The 13,098-nt window shown below is 49.9% G+C and carries 15 protein-coding genes; 8 read left to right on the top strand and 7 right to left on the bottom strand.

The window, feature by feature from the left end; translation table 11 throughout:
* Nucleotides 1-85 precede the first annotated feature (85 nt).
* Nucleotides 86-430 (bottom strand): YecR family lipoprotein, encoded by a 345-nt coding sequence (yecR, locus tag MES37_RS20860; RefSeq protein WP_064545744.1) that lies wholly within the window; start codon nucleotides 428-430, stop codon nucleotides 86-88.
* Nucleotides 431-820: 390 nt separating this feature from the next.
* Between yecR and MES37_RS20855 the strand changes: the two genes are divergently transcribed.
* Nucleotides 821-1,459 carry an RpiB/LacA/LacB family sugar-phosphate isomerase gene (locus tag MES37_RS20855; protein WP_064545746.1) on the top strand — a complete coding sequence of 213 codons (639 nt, stop codon included), beginning with the start codon at nucleotides 821-823 and terminating at the stop codon, nucleotides 1,457-1,459.
* Nucleotides 1,460-1,564: 105 nt separating this feature from the next.
* Here MES37_RS20855 and MES37_RS20850 read toward each other — a convergent pair whose 3' ends face one another.
* Nucleotides 1,565-1,831 (bottom strand): hypothetical protein, encoded by a 267-nt coding sequence (locus MES37_RS20850; protein ID WP_237932570.1) that lies wholly within the window; start codon nucleotides 1,829-1,831, stop codon nucleotides 1,565-1,567.
* A gap of 73 nt (nucleotides 1,832-1,904) precedes the next feature.
* Nucleotides 1,905-3,323 (bottom strand): MFS transporter, encoded by a 1,419-nt coding sequence (locus MES37_RS20845; protein WP_237932569.1) that lies wholly within the window; start codon nucleotides 3,321-3,323, stop codon nucleotides 1,905-1,907.
* Between the two features lie 215 nt (nucleotides 3,324-3,538).
* On the opposite strand from MES37_RS20845, the gene azuC reads away from it, so the two are divergent.
* The 6 genes from azuC (at nucleotide 3,539) to MES37_RS20815 (ending at nucleotide 9,234) form a co-directional block, all read left to right on the top strand.
* Nucleotides 3,539-3,622 carry a stress response protein AzuC gene (gene azuC / locus MES37_RS20840; RefSeq protein ID WP_115628089.1) on the top strand — a complete coding sequence of 28 codons (84 nt, stop codon included), beginning with the start codon at nucleotides 3,539-3,541 and terminating at the stop codon, nucleotides 3,620-3,622.
* A 203-nt stretch (nucleotides 3,623-3,825) separates the two neighbouring features.
* Entirely contained in the window at nucleotides 3,826-5,418 is a 1,593-nt protein-coding gene (locus tag MES37_RS20835) for an ABC transporter substrate-binding protein (RefSeq protein WP_064545750.1), read from the top strand.
* A 72-nt stretch (nucleotides 5,419-5,490) separates the two neighbouring features.
* On the top strand, nucleotides 5,491-6,444 hold the full coding sequence (locus MES37_RS20830) for an ABC transporter permease (protein WP_064545752.1): 954 nt from the start codon (nucleotides 5,491-5,493) through the stop codon (nucleotides 6,442-6,444).
* A 4-nt stretch (nucleotides 6,445-6,448) separates the two neighbouring features.
* The gene (locus MES37_RS20825) at nucleotides 6,449-7,294 is read left to right on the top strand and encodes an ABC transporter permease (protein ID WP_064545754.1); all 846 of its coding nucleotides are present in this window, start codon (nucleotides 6,449-6,451) and stop codon (nucleotides 7,292-7,294) included.
* A complete protein-coding gene (locus MES37_RS20820; RefSeq protein ID WP_064545755.1) occupies nucleotides 7,287-8,270 on the top strand; it encodes an ABC transporter ATP-binding protein in 984 nt (327 codons plus the stop codon). The genes MES37_RS20825 and MES37_RS20820 overlap by 8 nt, the downstream gene beginning before the upstream one ends.
* A complete protein-coding gene (locus MES37_RS20815; RefSeq protein WP_237932568.1) occupies nucleotides 8,257-9,234 on the top strand; it encodes an ABC transporter ATP-binding protein in 978 nt (325 codons plus the stop codon). Before MES37_RS20820 ends, MES37_RS20815 begins: the two co-directional genes overlap by 14 nt.
* 6 nt (nucleotides 9,235-9,240) lie before the next feature.
* Here MES37_RS20815 and nadS read toward each other — a convergent pair whose 3' ends face one another.
* Nucleotides 9,241-9,534 carry a NadS family protein gene (gene nadS, locus MES37_RS20810; protein WP_064545757.1) on the bottom strand — a complete coding sequence of 98 codons (294 nt, stop codon included), beginning with the start codon at nucleotides 9,532-9,534 and terminating at the stop codon, nucleotides 9,241-9,243.
* Nucleotides 9,535-9,846, bottom strand: a complete 312-nt coding sequence (locus tag MES37_RS20805) for a type II toxin-antitoxin system RelE/ParE family toxin (protein ID WP_237932567.1) — start codon at nucleotides 9,844-9,846, stop codon at nucleotides 9,535-9,537.
* Between the two features lie 208 nt (nucleotides 9,847-10,054).
* On the opposite strand from MES37_RS20805, the gene MES37_RS20800 reads away from it, so the two are divergent.
* Nucleotides 10,055-10,306 carry a DUF2766 family protein gene (locus MES37_RS20800; RefSeq protein ID WP_034496127.1) on the top strand — a complete coding sequence of 84 codons (252 nt, stop codon included), beginning with the start codon at nucleotides 10,055-10,057 and terminating at the stop codon, nucleotides 10,304-10,306.
* 40 nt (nucleotides 10,307-10,346) lie between these two features.
* Here MES37_RS20800 and MES37_RS20795 read toward each other — a convergent pair whose 3' ends face one another.
* A complete protein-coding gene (locus tag MES37_RS20795) occupies nucleotides 10,347-11,690 on the bottom strand; it encodes an anaerobic C4-dicarboxylate transporter (protein ID WP_064545758.1) in 1,344 nt (447 codons plus the stop codon).
* A gap of 148 nt (nucleotides 11,691-11,838) precedes the next feature.
* A partial coding sequence (locus tag MES37_RS20790) for a heparinase II/III domain-containing protein (protein ID WP_237932566.1) occupies nucleotides 11,839-13,098 on the bottom strand: 1,260 nt, incomplete at its 5' end.

The following is a 13,098-nucleotide window of genomic DNA, read 5'->3' as shown; positions in this document are numbered from 1 at the left end:
GCTTAATACTAATAAGAATGATTGTTATTTAATTAATAGGATTGAACAACACTTATTGCCCAACCCATATAGGCGTTAAGCTCAATTATTGTACGGCTATTTCATCTCTCAGGTATTTCTCCATTCCGTTCCCCCTGCATTGGTACTCCAGTGTGACGGTTTGGTTCAGGCACAATGCGCCACTGGTCAGGCTGCAGGTTTTGATCGGATCGCCATAAGGGAATGCCGCACTATACCCCCATTGTTGACACTGGTGGCTGGCAGCCGACTGAGCAACGTAGGTGTCGACTTTCGCTCTTTGTAATGGCGCAATATCAAACCCGAGACGAACAACACCTGCCACTTCGCTCCCTTTGATGGGTTGTGGCGTTTTATTCATGGTGCAACCGCTTAATAACGCAGCCACTAAAACTAAATATATTGTTTTCATCACGCTGAGTCTCAAAAGATATTTCTTCTTATTTTAGCATGCAGCCAAACAGAATATTACCAACAGTATAAAGCTGTGTAATTGCATTTAAGGTCAGTAATAACGCATCTCTTAACCTAAATTGCGGGCGTTTATCAAAGGGTAATTACTGTGGTATTCACCAACGGTTTTCAGAAGATTTATGGCAGCAAGCATGGGTGTGCTGGAGAGAGGTTTAGCGCTGGTGGTAAGCGAAGTGCGTAACCGGGCAAAACTCAGAAGTGTGAGCACCTCTTAATTTTTTAAAACAAAATTTCATTAAATTTGAAAGTATGTTTGCCAGATAGTATCGTTAAGGTATACCCAAGCTATTCACCGCGGGAAATCCCGTGACCCAATCAGGAGACGGAAATGAAAATAGCACTGATGATGGAAAACAGTCAGGCTGGCAAAAATGCAATCATTCTTAATGAGTTGCAAGCGGTTGCTGCTGAGAAAGAGTACCCGGTTTACAACGTCGGTATGAGCGATGAGCAGGATCACCACCTGACCTACATCCACCTCGGTATTATGGCCAGCATTCTGTTGAACTCGAAAGCCGTTGATTTTGTTGTGACCGGCTGCGGTACAGGTCAGGGCGCAATGATGTCTCTGAACATCCATCCAGGTGTGGTTTGCGGATACTGCCTGGATCCAGCCGATGCTTTCCTGTTCGCTCAAATCAACAACGGTAACGCGCTGTCACTGGCATTCGCTAAAGGTTTCGGTTGGGGTGCAGAGCTGAACGTCCGTTACATGTTCGAGAAAGCATTCACTGGCCGTAAAGGCGAAGGCTACCCAATCGAGCGTAAAGAGCCACAGGTTCGTAACGCGGGCATCCTCAACCAGGTTAAAGCGGCTGTAGTAAAAGAAAACTATCTGGACACCTTACGTTCTATCGACCCTGAGCTGGTGAAAACCGCGGTAACCGGCGAGCGTTTCCAGAAGTGCTTCTTCGAAAATTGCCAGGACAAAGAGATTGAAGCGTTCGTTCGCGAAATCCTTGCCTGATAATGATTAATATGAAATACGGCCAGTTTTTGCTGGCCGTATTTTTTTGCTTCAATACCGCCTAATTTCCGGCGCTTTACGCGCTATCTTTCTCAATTCCTATCATTACTTCCTGCTATCGAACTGATGCGACTGCATATCAGCGTGTTGTTGCGTCTGACGCGCGGCTTCAAGGTGTTCTGCATCCCAGTGTTGAAGGTTGATATCAGCTTGCGGCTCTTCGGGCCAGCGCTGTTGCACACCGTTATGCAGACTCGGTTTATGTAACGCAGGGAAGCTTAATGAGGGTGAATCGGCGCTGGGGTCGGCGGCAGTGACCTGAAAACTGACCAGCGATAAAAACAGTATTAACCTTAATGTTATGTGTTTCATAACGGCCTCAACGGCACTCAATCTATAGCGTTAAGTATAATTGTGGCCCGAAACACTATGCAGACTTACTGCATTATTGCTTTTTGGAAACGCTGCTCCCGGCATTTTGCGGTAGCCGCAACAAGTCGACCAGCCCAAGCAAGCAAATCAGCGTAATCATCACAAATGAAATTTTAATCGGCATGCCGGGAATTGATGTGACATCAAACCATTGGCTGATTTTCTCGCCAAGGCGAATACCAATTGCGCCAAGCGAGATCCCCAGGCCTACCGACAACTGCGTCGCGGTGCTGAAAAGCGTATTGGCGTAGCTCATTTGCGCAGGTGGCACATCGGAAAAGGCCAGCGTGCTGATGCCGGTAAATTGCATTGAGCGGAACATGCCACCAAAGAACAGGATGGCTATCGTCAACCATGCCGCGGTGTGCGGCGTGAGAAATGCACACGCCAATAAAGAAGCGACGTTCAGCAGACCGTTAATAATCAGCAGTTTTTTGAAGCCTAACACACGAATCAACGGCGTGGTGGCGGGTTTCATGGCGAGGTTCCCGGCAAATACGGCTAACACCAGTAAGCCCGAATGAAACGCGTCCATACCGAAACCGACCTGAAACAGCAGCGGCAATAAAAACGGTACCGCACTGATGGAGGTGCGGAATAGCGAACCGCCGTACATTGTCACGCCAAAAGTTTGCACCCTTAAAGCATCAAGACGAATCATCGGGTGTTTGGCATGTTTAAAATGCCGCAGTGAAAACCATAACGAGGCGGCTCCCAATAGCAGCAGGCTGACGGTTGGCAACACATTCACCTGCGATTGCCCGAGCATTTCCAGCCCATAGACCAGGCTAATCATCGCCACTGCGGTACTGGTAAAACCGATGCCATCAAACGGGCGGCGATCGTCATCATGAATATCAGGAATCAGCCGCCACGCCAGCGCCATTGCTATCAACCCAAGCGGTAGGTTGATATAAAAAATCCAGCGCCACGAGGCGTAACTGGTGATGAATCCCCCCAATGGCGGGCCAATAATTGGCGCAACCAAAGCCGGCCAGGTGAGTGTGGCGATAGCGGTTATCAGTAAATGCTTGGGCGTGGTGCGTAACACCGCAAGCCGCCCGACCGGTACCATCAACGCACCGCCAACCCCTTGTAAGATGCGCATGGCGACAAACTGTTCCAGCGTATTGGCAATCCCACATAGCACGGATGCAAAGGTGAAAATCCCCAGTGCGAGGGTAAAAACTTTGCGGGCACCAAAACGATCGGCAATCCAGCCACTGGCCGGAATTAACACCGCCAGAGTCAGCAAATAAGCGCTCATACCGATATTCAGATCAACAGCATCAACGCCAAATGTTTTTGCCATTTCCGGGAGTGCTGTGGCAATCACGGTTCCGTCGAGAAATTCCATAAAAAATGCGCCAGCAACCAGTAGCGCCATACCAGAGATGCCGCGTTTTGGAGACTGAGAAGGGGAGTTTTCCATGCATGAAACTCAAAATTAAAATAATGTTTTAAAAAATAATTGAGCCAATTAACCAGTTAAGTGTTGGATTTGCAAGCCATTTGATGTGAATGGCTTGTAAAATTCACAATGAAAATGTGTGATGAGCATCACAAAACTATTGATTTGTGTGACGGATGTCATATTATAGGTCCCATAACGAGCAACACCTGCAAAACTAAAAACTGGAGCACACAATGAAAATGCGCAAAATCCTGAAAAGTATGTTCGAGCAGTACTGCAAAACCTTCAAAGATGTACCGCCAGCTGGCATGTTTTGATCTGTCAGCCTGAATAAAAAAACCTGCCGCGGCAGGTTTTTTTATGCCTGAAATTTGGCTTTTAACGCTGCATATTCCACTTTATATCGACAATTTTTGCTTTAGCACTTTTTCGCATAACGTTATGCATTTTACACTTATTTACATTGTGGGTATGGCTGGTGCACTATGCGGACTCTATTTGAGATGGAGTCTGTGAATAAATGCGTAAACCCCTGTTGTTATCTGCGCTGTTTGCCTCTTTGGCCCTGGCACTTTCTGGCTGTGATGATGCGAAAACCGAAACTGCAGCCGCGTCTGCTCCAGCAAAACAAGCTTCCCAGGATGGCGGCAATTTAATTGTCGGTATTACTACCGGTGATCCATTAGCGGTGAACCCACTGTATGCCAGCGACCGCACCACGCTGACGATTATGCAGGCGCTGTACGCCCCACTGTATAGCTTCAATGGCGACAAGATTGAATGGGGGCTGGCAGAAAGCCTGACGCCATCCGAAGACAACCTCTCATACCTTTTAAAACTTAAACCCAATCTGAAATGGCAGGATGGCAAAGCGATTACTGCCGATGACGTGGTGTTTACGTTCAACAAATTGCTCGATGAAAAACAACATAGCTTCTTTCGCAGCATGTTCGTTTATGGCGATAAACCCATTCAAGTCAGCAAAATTGATGACCAAACGGTGAAATTCACGTTGCCGCAGGTGAGTGCGGCATTTGTTGGGACTCTGGTTCAGATTTACCCTATTCCGCAGCATGTTTTTGCTGACGAAAAGGGCGATATGGAAAAGAGCACCAAAAACGATGCGCCAGTCGGTTCTGGCCCGTTCAAATTTAAAGAGTATCGTGCCGGGCAGTATTACGCACTGACCCGTTTTGATGACTACTGGAACGGTAAACCGAAGCTGGATGCCGTGACTTACCGTTTTGCTAAAGACAGCAACTCTGCCAACCTTGCGCTGCAAAATGGCGAAATCAACATGAAGATGGTTGATCCGCAAGACGTCACCCGTCTGAAATCGAGCGGTAAATTCGACTTCGTTATCTATCCTGAAGGGCGTCTGGCCTATATGACGTTCAACCAAAACATCGACAGCATGAAGAATAAAGCGCTGCGTCAGGCTATCGCTTATGCCATCAATAAAGATGAACTGGTGCAGGCGGCATTCTCATCGTTGGATTACGCGCAACCTGCCGCGTCTATTTTGACGCCAGACACGCTGTATCAAACCAACGATGTCGAAACCTATAAATACGACGTTGAAAAAGCGCAAGCGCTGCTCAAAGAATCAGGCGCTCCGGCTAATCTGAAACTGCGTCTTGCGTATATCAACACCAACAAAACCCAGGAAAGCATGGGGCTGTATATTCAGCAGCAGCTGAAGAACATTGGTGTCGCGGTAGAACTGATGCCAATGGACGCTAACGCTATGTCGCAGCGCAGCCTGGATATGAAGAACACCACGTATGAGCTGAGCCTCGGCGGTTACATCATGGGTATGGAGCCTGATGGCTACAAGTCTTTGTATATGAGCAATGAAGCTTATAACTACGCGCATTACAAGAACCCGGCGTTCGATGCGTTATGGAACCAGGGCGCGACTGAAACAGACAAAACCAAACGTGCTGAAATTTATAAGCAAGTTCAGCAAACCGTCGCAAATGATATGGCATGGTATCCGATTGCTTATACCAATGCGGTTGTCGCGGTAGACAAACGTTTTGCCGGGACCAAAGAGGCTGAACCTAAGCCGGTTTATATGTTCCAGGACCTGTCAAAAATCTATCAACAATAATAAGCACTTGCCCTCGGATTACGGTTTACCCCGTGCCGGGGGTTTTCTTTTGGGTAAAACCTGGAAAGCAGTATGAACAATGTGTTAGTACGACGCCTGGCGCAACTTGTGCCGATGCTGTTCTTCATTTCGCTGGTGTCGTTTTTGCTGGTCAAACTGGCACCTGGCGATCCGGTGCAGGCTTACATTACGCCACGTATGAGCCCTGAGGATATTGAACGTATCCGTCATAGTCTTGGGCTGGATAAACCGATGTTTATGCAATACCTGTTGTGGCTAAAAAACGTGCTGCAAGGGGATTTGGGTTATTCACTGATTTACCATCGCCCGGTATTAACCATGATTGCTGAGCGTATTCCGGCCACTCTCGGTTTGATGGGCGCATCACTGGTTCTGGCGATGGTCGTGGCTATTCCACTCGGATTATTGGCTGGTGCTTATAAGCATCGCTGGCTCGATCACTTCCTGAATATGTTCGCTTATATCGGTATTTCAGTGCCGATTTTCTGGTTCGGTATTCTGCTTATCACGGTGTTCTCGGTGCAACTGAACTGGCTGCCGAGCATGGGGATGCGCACCATCGGCGTTGAAGATTCCTGGCTGGATGTGATTCGCCACGGCATTTTGCCGTGTATCGCACTGAGCTTTTATAACCTCTCGAACTATGTGCGTTACATCCGCTCCAACACCATCACGCAACTGTCGGCAGATTACGTGCAAACCCAGCTGGCCTACGGTGCCACTCGTCGCACAATCTTATTCCGTCATGTACTCAAAAACGTGCTGCTGCCGGTGATTACTTTGTTTGGCCTCTCGTTTGGCGAACTGGTGGTCGGGGCGTATGTCACCGAAAGCGTCTTTTCCTGGCCGGGCATGGGCCTGTTAGGGATCCAGTCGATAACCTCGCTGGATTACCCGTTGATCATGGCGATGATCATGCTTTCATCGACCATGCTGATTATCGGTAACTTATTGGCAGACTTGTTATATCGCGTGGCCGACCCGCGTATTAAGGCATTGAGGTAAGACGATGAGTAGACGTTGGCAACAAGTTAAACATGGCCTGAAACGTAATCGTCCAGCTCAATTCTCGTTACTGGTTCTGGTGATTTTCAGCATTGCCGCATTACTGGCGGCTATCAGCCCGTGGGACCCTAACCAGATGTCGCTGACCGCAAGGTTGCTGCCGCCAGATGCCGCGCACTGGTTCGGTACCGATGACTACGGGCGCGACTATTTCACTCGAGCCTTATACGGCGGCCAAATTTCCCTGATGGTCGGTTTCCTGTCGATGCTCTTTTCAACCTTGATTGGTACGCTGGTGGGGACGATTAGCGGCTACTTCGGCGGGCGTATCGACAACCTGATGATGCGTGTGGTCGATATTTTGCTGTCGATTCCGGCGTTCTTCTTACTGCTGGTGTTAAACGCTTACCTGAAGCCAGGCATCGCCAACATCATTTTAATTATCAGTGCGCTGACGTGGATGAACATGTCGCGCCTGGTGCGGGCGGAAACTTTGTCGGTCAAAGAGCGTGAATATGTGGTGTATGCGCGCGCCTGTGGCGAACACTCGCTGATTATCATTGCCCGCCATATTATCCCGAACATTTTGCCAACCATTATGGTCGCGGCGACGCTCAACATTGCCTCGGCGATCCTGATGGAGTCGACGTTAAGCTTCCTTGGGCTGGGTGTCCAACAGCCGAATGCCTCGTGGGGCAGCATGCTAAATAACGCACAATCTTTCATTGGCGAAGCCACCTGGCTTGCGATGTTCCCTGGGGTCTTGATTTTGCTGACGGTGCTGAGTTTTAACGTGCTGGGTGATGTTTTGCGTACCGCCTTTGAGCCAGGAGCGAACCGCGATGAATAACTTACTGGAACTCGACAACCTGCAAACCTCTTTCTTCACCCGCGAAGGGGAAGTGAAAGCGGTGCGTGGCGTAAGCTTTGCGGTGCAGCGTGGTGAAGTGGTGGGGATTGTTGGCGAATCAGGCTGCGGCAAAAGTGTCACCTGTAAATCGGTGCTTAAACTGCTGGGCAACAATGGCAAAGTTGTTGGCGGGCATGTCCATTTCAAAGGCGAAGATTTAGCCCGCAAAACGCCGGAACAGATGCGCCAACTTCGTGGCAATGACATTGCGATGATTTTCCAGGACCCGATGACCGCGCTCAATCCGGTGCTAACCATCGGCAAACAGATGAGTGAGATCCTGATTCGGAATCAAAATCTAAGCAAAAAAGCAGCCAAAGAAAAATCTATCGCCATGCTGCAACAGGTGGGGATTGGGAATGCTGAGCAGCGTTATAACCAGTATCCCCATGAATTCAGCGGCGGGATGCGCCAGCGTGTAATGATTGCCATTGCGCTGTCTTGCCATCCAGCATTGCTGATTGCCGATGAGCCAACCACCGCGCTGGATGTCACTATTCAGGCGCAAATTCTGCGTCTGTTAAAACAGCTGCAACAGCAAACCGATACCGCCATTATGCTGATCACCCATGATCTCGGCGTGGTGGCGCAAGTGTGTTCGCGTGTGGTGGTGATGTACGGCGGCCTGGTGATGGAGCAGGGCAGTGTGGAAGATATTTTCTACCGTCCGGCGCACCCGTACACTCGCGGCTTGCTGGCTTCACTGCCGCGACAGGGTGAAACCGGCGCGCGTTTATCGCCGATTGACGGTTCGCCGCCGGGCTTACTCAACCCGCCACCAGGTTGCCCGTTTGCCGAACGTTGTCCGCAGCGTATGGCACGTTGCGCCAGCCTGCCGCCGATGTATCAGACAGGTGAAGGGCATCAGGCAATGTGCTGGTTATGGGATTCGGAGGTGAACAATGCAGGACGTTAAGCCATTGGTTCGGGTCAGCGGGCTACGCAAATATTTCCACAGCCAGCAGGGTTGGTTTAACAAAACGCCCCCGGTGAAAGCGGTGGATGGTGTGAGTTTCGACATCTATCCCGGAGAAACTTACGGGCTGGTGGGCGAGTCAGGCTGCGGTAAATCGACATTAGGGCGCAGCGTGCTGCGTCTGTTTGATATTACTGAAGGCGAGATTGAGTTTGCCGGCCAGAACATTGCCAACATGAGCGACAAGCAACTCAAACCGTTGCGCCGCCGCATGCAGGCAATTTTCCAGGACCCGTATTCGTCACTCAACCCAGGCATGACGGTCGCGCAACTGATTGCCGAGCCGATGAAAATCCACGGCTATGGCAAAGCTCAACGCGAAGCACGCACTATTGAATTGCTGGAACAGGTTGGCCTGAAGGCGGAGCATTTAAACCGCTTCCCGCATGAATTCAGCGGCGGTCAGCGCCAGCGCATCAGCATTGCTCGCGCTTTGTCGGTTAACCCTGAATTTGTGTTATGCGATGAACCGCTCTCGGCGCTGGATGTTTCGGTGCAGGCGCAGGTAGTGAATATTTTGCAGGATTTGCAGCAGGCATTGGGGCTGACGTACCTGTTTATCGCGCACGATTTATCGATGGTACGCCATATTTCTGACCGTATTGGCGTGATGTATCTGGGCTCGCTGGTAGAAGAAGCCCCGGCGGAAATGCTCTATACCGAACCGGCGCATCCATACACACGGGCGCTATTGGCATCGATTCCGGTCGCCGATCCGCATGTACAAATGCTGGAAAGGGGCGGTATTAGCGGGGAGTTACCGGGGGCGATAAGCGACTGGCCGGGTTGTAAATTCGCCAATCGCTGCCCGCGAGCGATGGATAAATGCCAGAGCCACAGCCCAGTAATGCAGGAGATTTCTCCTGGTCACCGGGTGGCATGTTGGCTGTTTGAAGAAAAGTAAGCGTATTTAGCGTGGTGCCAGAGCGAGAATGACATGTTCAGGGTCATTCTCGATCGCACGTAGTAATGCTTTTGCTGGGCCTGTCGGTTCACGGCGGCCTTGCTCCCAGTTTTTCAGCGTATCGACGCTCACGGAGATCAGCCGGGCAAAACCGGCCTGCGATAACCCCGTCGCCTGACGAATGGTTTTGACCTGAGTCGCGGTGACTTCCGTTGCGCGAGATGGCTCGCGTTTACCTTCTACAATCTCATTCATTTGCGTCATGCTTTCAGACAGACGCGCGAACAGTTGTTTATCCATTTACCACCTCTCGTTCATTTGCCGCAAAAAACGTTTTTCCGCTTCATCCAGATCGTCTTTGACCCCTTTCGGGTTAATCAGCAATAGTCTGATGATGCTATCGACGTTTTTATGGAAATAGATGACTCTAACGCCACTGCGTTTTCCCTTGTTTTTTGCAGGCCACCGCACTTTACGCAGGCCACCAGTATGGGGAATCACATCGCCGCTTTCCGGGGAAAACGTCAGGAATACCTGAAACAATCGGTATTCTTCATCCGTGAGTAGTGCGTTGACATCCTCTGTAAAAATGGGCGTTTCGATAAAAAGCATAATATCCGCCATTGGCGTATAGCCAGGATTAGGTTAACAGGAAGTGCACATAAGTCAATGGCGTACTTAGATAGCATGCAAAACTCGGGTGGTTAACTGAATTCACAAAGTTTTAGTACGTTCTTCGGGATGCATTCCAGAATGGATTATTGCCTCAGGGATAGAGGCGCGAGTACTATGACGCCCATTGCGAAACAGGAGAGAAAGAATGTCCGAACAATTATCTGCCGACCAGGAACTGGTTTCTGACGTGGTGGCGTGCCAGTTAGTGATTAAACAAATTCTGGATGTCATTGATGTGATTGCGCCGGTAGAAGTCCGTGAAAAAATGGCGAACCAATTAAAGACCATTGATTTCGCCACTCATCCGGCAGCGGCGGATCCGGTGACCCGCCGCGCGATTCAAAAAGCCATTTCTTTGATTGAACTGAAATTCACCCCGCAAAACGAAGCGCATTAATTCCGAATTATAATCGCCCTTATTCAAGGGCGATTTGTCATCAGAAGAACGTCATCACTAATAAGTAACTCGCTGCACAAGCACAGCTCACGCCGATTAAGCCGGGCAAAATGAAACTGTGGTTAATGATGAATTTACCAATTTTTGTGGTGCCAGAACGGTCAAAGCCGATGCACGCCAGGTCGCTTGGGTAAGTCGGCAACACAAAGTAGCCGTAAGACGCCGGGAAGAAGGCAATCAGCATTTTCGGTTCAACACCCAGCATCAACCCCATCGGTGCCACGGCAGTTAACGCGGCAGCCTGGCTGTTCACCAGTTTAGAAACCAAAAACAGCACGATGGCATAAGTCCACGGGTGGCTTTGCACGACGCCTTCCAGCGCCATTTTTAGTTCTTCAAGATGTGCCTGGAAAAAGGTATCACTCATCCACGCCACACCAAATACCGAGAAAATAGCCACCATACCGGCTTTGAATACCGCGCCGTTAGAGACAGCCGAGGCATTCACTTTGCAGGCGATCAGCATTACGGCACCGGCAATCAACATCATCATCTGGATAACCAGATTCATCGATAGCGGCTTGAATGAGCCTTTTACCTCGAAGGCCGGGCGCAGCGCCGGAATGGCCCCTAATAACACCACCACCAGAATCCCGGCAAAGAAGATCCACGTTGACCAGTAGGCTTGTTTTGGGAACACCTGGTTCATCAGCGTTTCGCTGCTGCCGTAGATAAATTCACGCTGTTTCGGGTCTTTGAGTTTTTCCTGGAACTCTTCGTCGTCCTGCAAATCTTTGCCGCGACGTAAGCTCCACAGTGCTGCAATCAGCACGCCAAACAATGAAGCAGGAACGGAAACGCAGAGGATATCGAGGATGCCCCACGCCTGACCAATACCATGGTTAGCCGCCAGAATCGAAATCAGCGAAACCACCGCCACAGAAACCGGAGACGCGGTAATCGCCATTTGCGAAGCAATTGATGCCACCGCCATTGGGCGTTCCGGACGAATGCCTTTCTTCAGTGCGATATCGGCGATAATCGGGAACATGGTGTACACCACATGACCGGTGCCGCACAGGAAAGTCAGCATCCAGGTGGTGAACGGTGCGAGCAGGGTGATGTGCTGGGGATGTTTGCGCAGCAGACGCTCTGCAAACTGCATCATCACATTCAGGCCACCCGCAGTTTGCAATGTGGCGGCACAACCAATCACAGCAAGAATGGTCAGCATCACATCAACGGGGGGTTTACCTGGCTCAAGCCCAAAGATGAAGGTGAGAATAAACAGCCCAATGCCGCTGATTAGGCCAAGCCCCATCCCACCAAAACGTGTGCCCACTAACAGGCATAAAATAATGACAATAAATTCAATGGTTATCATGGTAGACCCTTAACGTTGTATATGTAATTAGCATTACAGAATGTAAGGATTACCGCTGGGACACAGATCTTGTTTATTAAACTTCAATTAAAACAGATTGTTAGTAACAATAAATTAACACTCCGCCCGAGACAGGCGGAGTGAATAATCATAACGGGAGATGGGAATACTGAAGGCGTGGAAGGATAGCGCTGTCGTTTGCTACGTCGACGACTACAACGTCTTCGCCATGTTTAAGCAAAATACGCATGCCATTGTTATCCTGGGTAATCTGCATATCGGTGATAGGTCGCTGGTGGTCGAAATCCCAAACGCTTACAAACACGGGATGCGTTTCATGGCTCCGTAACACCAGATAACTCAACTCACCAACGGCTGGATTATCGGGCGCGCGTCCTTGCCACAACTCGGCATGTCCATACAGCCATAGTGCTTGCCCGTGGTGGGCTGTGGCAAAGTGGCGCGGCTGGCAATTGGTTAACGATACGCAATGCGCATCATTCATGATAGACAACGGGCCGTGAGCACTAAACTGCGCCTGTTCACCTTCAACATCCAGTGCTTTCCCATGCAGATGTAGCGTCCAGTCGATTTGCTGGCAATGCGGATTATGCACGCTGCTAATGTCAATTAAGGCGTTATCCAGCCATAACAGACGGCGGCGAAAACGCACGTCACGCCAGGCTTCACTGTCCCATTGTACGCGGGTATGGCTGTCGAGTTCAGGCGGCGTTTGTCGCCAGTCAACCTCTGTATCCAGCCAGCAGAAAGCCTGGCTTTCATGATACTGGAGGACCACAGGAACGGCAGGGGGTTGGTTGGTTTGGTTGACTGTAATGGTGTTATGCGTGGCGCTATTTTTGTAATACGCATAGTGCATTGGCGCGCCATAACCGGTCGTACCAAGATCAGGCAGGATCTCTTTTGCACCATTAAACAGCAGAATGTTCAGGCGGTCATAGTGGTCATGCTCGCCGCCATAGGGCGTATGTTTAACCAGTAATGCACGTTTCTTTTCTGTGTTACGCCACACGGTCAGACCGCTATGCGGGGCATGAGTATGACCCGCAGGAATCAGGTCCGGTATCTTTTCTGGCAGTGGTGTGGTGTAAAGCAGGGCATCAAGACCAGGACGCGGATGTTGCGCATTGATAGCCTTAAGCGCGGCGGCATACTGCTCATCGCGATAGTAATGCCAGGCAAAGTGATAAAGATGACCGTGGTCGAGTTTTTCCTGGCCATAGATACAATCGTTGATACGCGGAAAAGTGCCGTCTGGCATTAACAGAGTCAGCGGGAAACTAAGCATTTTTTTATAGTAAGGTTCATCCAGCAAACTCCACTGGGTGCCTATAGCCAGTTTTTCAAAAGCCAGAAAACCTTGCAGGGCGTAGAAGTGGTAATGAAT

It is taken from the genome of Buttiauxella sp. S19-1 (assembly GCF_022134725.1).
GTDB classification, from domain to species: Bacteria; Pseudomonadota; Gammaproteobacteria; order Enterobacterales; family Enterobacteriaceae; genus Buttiauxella; species Buttiauxella ferragutiae.
Note: the sequence above shows the minus strand (reverse complement) of the source record. Positions and strands in the feature narration are given on the sequence as shown.

Bases quoted from the DNA above. Each gene is read 5' to 3' on its own strand.
- yecR (WP_064545744.1), bottom strand. From the start codon at position 430: ATGAAAACAATATATTTAGTTTTAGTGGCTGCGTTATTAAGCGGTTGC.
- MES37_RS20855 (WP_064545746.1), top strand. From the start codon at position 821: ATGAAAATAGCACTGATGATGGAAAACAGTCAGGCTGGCAAAAATGCA.
- MES37_RS20850 (WP_237932570.1), bottom strand. From the start codon at position 1,831: ATGAAACACATAACATTAAGGTTAATACTGTTTTTATCGCTGGTCAGT.
- MES37_RS20845 (WP_237932569.1), bottom strand. From the start codon at position 3,323: ATGGAAAACTCCCCTTCTCAGTCTCCAAAACGCGGCATCTCTGGTATG.
- azuC (WP_115628089.1), top strand. From the start codon at position 3,539: ATGAAAATGCGCAAAATCCTGAAAAGTATGTTCGAGCAGTACTGCAAA.
- MES37_RS20835 (WP_064545750.1), top strand. From the start codon at position 3,826: ATGCGTAAACCCCTGTTGTTATCTGCGCTGTTTGCCTCTTTGGCCCTG.
- MES37_RS20830 (WP_064545752.1), top strand. From the start codon at position 5,491: ATGAACAATGTGTTAGTACGACGCCTGGCGCAACTTGTGCCGATGCTG.
- MES37_RS20825 (WP_064545754.1), top strand. From the start codon at position 6,449: ATGAGTAGACGTTGGCAACAAGTTAAACATGGCCTGAAACGTAATCGT.
- MES37_RS20820 (WP_064545755.1), top strand. From the start codon at position 7,287: ATGAATAACTTACTGGAACTCGACAACCTGCAAACCTCTTTCTTCACC.
- MES37_RS20815 (WP_237932568.1), top strand. From the start codon at position 8,257: ATGCAGGACGTTAAGCCATTGGTTCGGGTCAGCGGGCTACGCAAATAT.
- nadS (WP_064545757.1), bottom strand. From the start codon at position 9,534: ATGGATAAACAACTGTTCGCGCGTCTGTCTGAAAGCATGACGCAAATG.
- MES37_RS20805 (WP_237932567.1), bottom strand. From the start codon at position 9,846: ATGCTTTTTATCGAAACGCCCATTTTTACAGAGGATGTCAACGCACTA.
- MES37_RS20800 (WP_034496127.1), top strand. From the start codon at position 10,055: ATGTCCGAACAATTATCTGCCGACCAGGAACTGGTTTCTGACGTGGTG.
- MES37_RS20795 (WP_064545758.1), bottom strand. From the start codon at position 11,690: ATGATAACCATTGAATTTATTGTCATTATTTTATGCCTGTTAGTGGGC.